Here is a 3,563-nt window from a genome sequence, read left to right on the forward strand (position 1 = left end):
GGGTGCGTGGCCGGCCTGGGCCAGCGCCACGGCCGCCGCCATGCCGGCCCAGCCGGCGCCAATCACAGCCACCTTCATGGCCGGACCGCTGCTGTGCTCGCCCGGTATGTGCAGCCACGCGCGGCGAGGATGCCCAGGGTGGATCGGGCTGCGAGCGACACGCAGTGCGTGGGCGTGGGGGCCATGCCTTACATCCGCCCCAGCGCCTGCACCTTCCACGCCAGCCAGAACTTGCGCAGCGGTGTGAGGCGGATGCGCTGGTGCAGCACCTGGAAGTTTGCGTGCTCGATCTCGCGCAGCAGCGTGCGGTAGATGCTGGCCATCATCAGGCCGGGCTTCTGGGCGCGGCGGTCGGCATCGGGCAGCAGGGCAAAAGCCTCGTCGTACAGGCTGTGCGCGCGTTCGGCCTGAAAGCGCATCAGTGCGGTGAAACGGTCGGAATACTGGCGCTTCAGGATCTCGTGCGCCTTCACGTCGAACTGCTGCAGTTCGCTCACCGGCAGGTAGATGCGGCCCAGCATCGCGTCCTCGCCCACGTCGCGGATGATGTTGGTGAGTTGGAACGCCAGGCCCAGCGTGTGGGCGTATTCGGTGGTGCGCGGGTCGGTCTGGCCGAAGATGCGCGCTGCCACCTCGCCCACGATGCCCGCCACCAGGTGGCAGTAGCCTTTGAGGCCCGCAAAGTCGAGGTAGCGGGTCTGCTCCAGGTCCATGTGGCAACCGTCGATCACGGCCTGCAGGTGGCGTTGCTCGATGCCGAACTCGGCGGTGTGCGGCATCAGGGCCAGCATCACCGGGTGGGTGGGCTGCCCGGCGTAGGCCTTGGCCACTTCGGCCTGCCACCAGGCGAGCTTGGTGCGGGCCACGCCGGGGTCGGTCACTTCATCCACCACATCGTCCACCTCTCGGCAGAACGCATAGAACGCCGTGATGGCCGCGCGGCGCGGCGCGGGCAAAAAGAGAAAGGCGTAATAGAAGCTGCTGCCCGAGGCCACGGCCTTTTGCTGTACGTACTGCTGTGGGGTCATGGGGCGAGATTGTCCCATGGCGCACCGCGCATGCCCGGTCGGCAAAGTTTGGGGTATTTTTGGCCGATAGCGCTTGATGGGCAAGCGCAAGCAGCTATTGAATTGAGAGCTTTTGCCGGTTGGGTGCTCAGCATTCCACCACGTTCACCGCCAACCCGCCGCGCGAGGTCTCCTTGTATTTGACCTTCATGTCGGCGCCGGTCTGCACCATGGTCTTGATCACCTTGTCGAGCGAGACCACATGCTGCCCGTCGCCGCGCAGCGCCATGCGGGCGGCGTTGATGGCCTTGATGGCGCCCATGGCGTTGCGTTCGATGCACGGAATCTGCACCAGGCCGCCCACCGGGTCGCAGGTCATGCCCAGGTTGTGCTCCATGCCGATCTCGGCAGCGTTCTCGATCTGCTCGGGCGTGCCGCCCATCACGGCGGCCAGGGCGCCGGCGGCCATGGAACAGGCCACGCCCACCTCGCCCTGGCAGCCCACCTCGGCGCCCGAGAGGGAGGCGTTTTCCTTGTAGATGATGCCGATGGCGCCTGCGGTGAGCAAGAAAGTGGTGATGCCGTCTTCGTTTGCTGCGTTCGCCCCTTGCAGGAAGTTCACGTAGTAGTGCAGCACGGCGGGGATGACGCCCGCCGCGCCATTGGTGGGTGCGGTCACCACGCGGCCCCCGGCGGCGTTTTCCTCGTTGACGGCCATGGCGTACAGGTTCACCCAGTCCAGCATGGCGAGCGGGTCGCGCAGCGCGGCTTCGGGGTGGCTGCTGAGGTTTTTGTGCAGTTCGGCAGCGCGGCGGCGCACGTGCAGGGGGCCGGGCAACTGGCCCGTGCTGGCGCAGCCTCGCTGCACCGCGCTGGCCATGGCGCGCCAGATGGCCATGAGCTGGCGGCGCACCTCTGCGCCGCTGCGCCAGTGCTGCTCATTGGCGGCCATGAGCTGGGCCATGGTCAGCCCCGTGGCGCGGCACTGGGCCAGCAGTTCGGCGCCGGTGCGAAACGGGTGGGGCAGGCCCTGGCCATGGCCAGTATCGCCCGCGTCCGGGGCGGCGGCGTTGAGCACACGCTGGCCCTCGGAGTCGATCACAAAGCCGCCGCCCACCGAGTAGTAGGCGCGCGTGGCGATCTCGCTGCCCTGCGCGTCCCAGGCGTGAAAGCACATGCCGTTGGGGTGCAGCGGCAGGCTTTTGCGGCGAAACAGCAGGTGGTCCTTTTCGATGAACGGCACGGTGTGCTCACCCAGCAGCGCCACGGTCTGGCTGTTGCGGATCTGCGCAATGGTCGGGGCGATCTGCTCGGGGTCGATGCGGTCGGGCTCGTGGCCTGCCAGCCCCAGCAGCACGGCCTTGTCGGTGCCGTGGCCGACGCCGGTGGCACAGAGCGAGCCGTACAGCTCGACCGTGACATGGTGCACCGCCGCCAGCCCCACAGTCGTCTGCAGGTGGCAGGCAAACTGCCGCGCGGCGATCATGGGCCCTACCGTGTGGGAGCTGGAAGGGCCGATGCCAATCTTGAAGAGGTCGAAAACGCTGACGGACATAGAAGGCGTGTGCAGAGGGTTTCTGGCGGTGGAAGGGCGCTGTGCCGGCAGTTGCCGGCGCACCGCGTTGGGCCTCGCCGCGCGCCGCCACGGCCAGCTCGGCGCCGACCGGGTGGGGGATGGGTGGGAAGGCTACCCGCGGTGCGCCAGCGCAGGCATGCTCGCTATCCCTGCCCGGCGACCGCATGGAGGTACTCCTCCTGCAACGTGTGGGCGAGAGGAGGAGTTGCAACTCTCGTTTTGATAGCGCAATTCACCCGAGGGGCAAGCGCTACAGGCTCATTGCTGCCAAAAATGCGCGGCGGACGCGCGCGCTGTCAGCGCCGCTTGCAGCCCATGAATGTTTCTTACATGGCCAGGGTGCGGGCGAGCATGACGCCCCAATCCCAGCCGCTCAGGCGCGGGCGGGTGTGCAGGCTACCGCCCTGGAGGGTGTCGATCTTGTCCAGGATGCGCAGGCCGCCTTGCACGACCAGGCGCAGCTCCCAGCCGGCGCGGCCGGGCAGGCGGTGCACCAGCGGGGCGCCGCTGAGCATGGTGGCGCGAGCCCAGTGGGCGCATTCGGCGATCAGGCGGGCGTTCTGGGGCGTGCCACGCAGTGCCAGAAGATCGGCCTGGCTGGCGCCGTGGGCGGCGCAGTCGGCGCGGGGCAGGTAGTGGCGCGCGCGCGGAATGTCCACACTCAGGTCTTGCCAGAAGTTGATCAGTTGCAGCGCGGTGCAGATGGCGTCGCTTTCCTGCAACGCCTGGGCGCCGTGCACGCCGTACAGGTGCAACAGCAGGCGGCCCACCGGGTTGGCGGAGCGGCGGCAGTAGTCCAGCAGCTCGGTGCGGTCGGCGTAGCCTTCGGCATCGCGGGTCTTCTCCACGTCCTGGGCGAAGGCGCTGAGCAGGTCTTCGAGCAGGGGCACCGGAAGCGCGTGCTGGCGCAGCACCTGCTGCAGGGGCAGGAAGACGGCGGCCCAGCGGGCCGACGGCGCGGAGCCCGATGCGATGGCCCG

The 3,563-nt window shown here is 68.4% G+C and carries 3 protein-coding genes; all 3 read right to left on the reverse strand.

Annotated elements, in window-relative coordinates; all coding sequences use genetic code 11:
* Positions 1 to 188: 188 nt before the first annotated feature.
* Positions 189 to 1,028 carry a presqualene diphosphate synthase HpnD gene (gene hpnD / locus ACDELDRAFT_RS20255; protein WP_005799936.1) on the reverse strand — a complete coding sequence of 280 codons (840 nt, stop codon included), beginning with the start codon at positions 1,026 to 1,028 and terminating at the stop codon, positions 189 to 191.
* Between the two features lie 127 nt (positions 1,029 to 1,155).
* Positions 1,156 to 2,562: an L-serine ammonia-lyase gene (locus ACDELDRAFT_RS20260; RefSeq protein WP_005799937.1), complete on the reverse strand. Its 1,407-nt coding sequence runs from the start codon at positions 2,560 to 2,562 to the stop codon at positions 1,156 to 1,158.
* Positions 2,563 to 2,909: 347 nt separating this feature from the next.
* On the reverse strand, positions 2,910 to 3,563 hold a 654-nt coding region (locus tag ACDELDRAFT_RS20265; protein WP_005799938.1), incomplete at its 5' end, for a squalene/phytoene synthase family protein.

The sequence above is a fragment of the Acidovorax delafieldii 2AN genome (assembly GCF_000175235.1).
Taxonomy (GTDB): domain Bacteria; phylum Pseudomonadota; class Gammaproteobacteria; order Burkholderiales; family Burkholderiaceae_C; genus Acidovorax; species Acidovorax delafieldii_B.

Bases quoted from the DNA above. Each gene is read 5' to 3' on its own strand.
- hpnD (WP_005799936.1), bottom strand. From the start codon at position 1,028: ATGACCCCACAGCAGTACGTACAGCAAAAGGCCGTGGCCTCGGGCAGC.
- ACDELDRAFT_RS20260 (WP_005799937.1), bottom strand. From the start codon at position 2,562: ATGTCCGTCAGCGTTTTCGACCTCTTCAAGATTGGCATCGGCCCTTCC.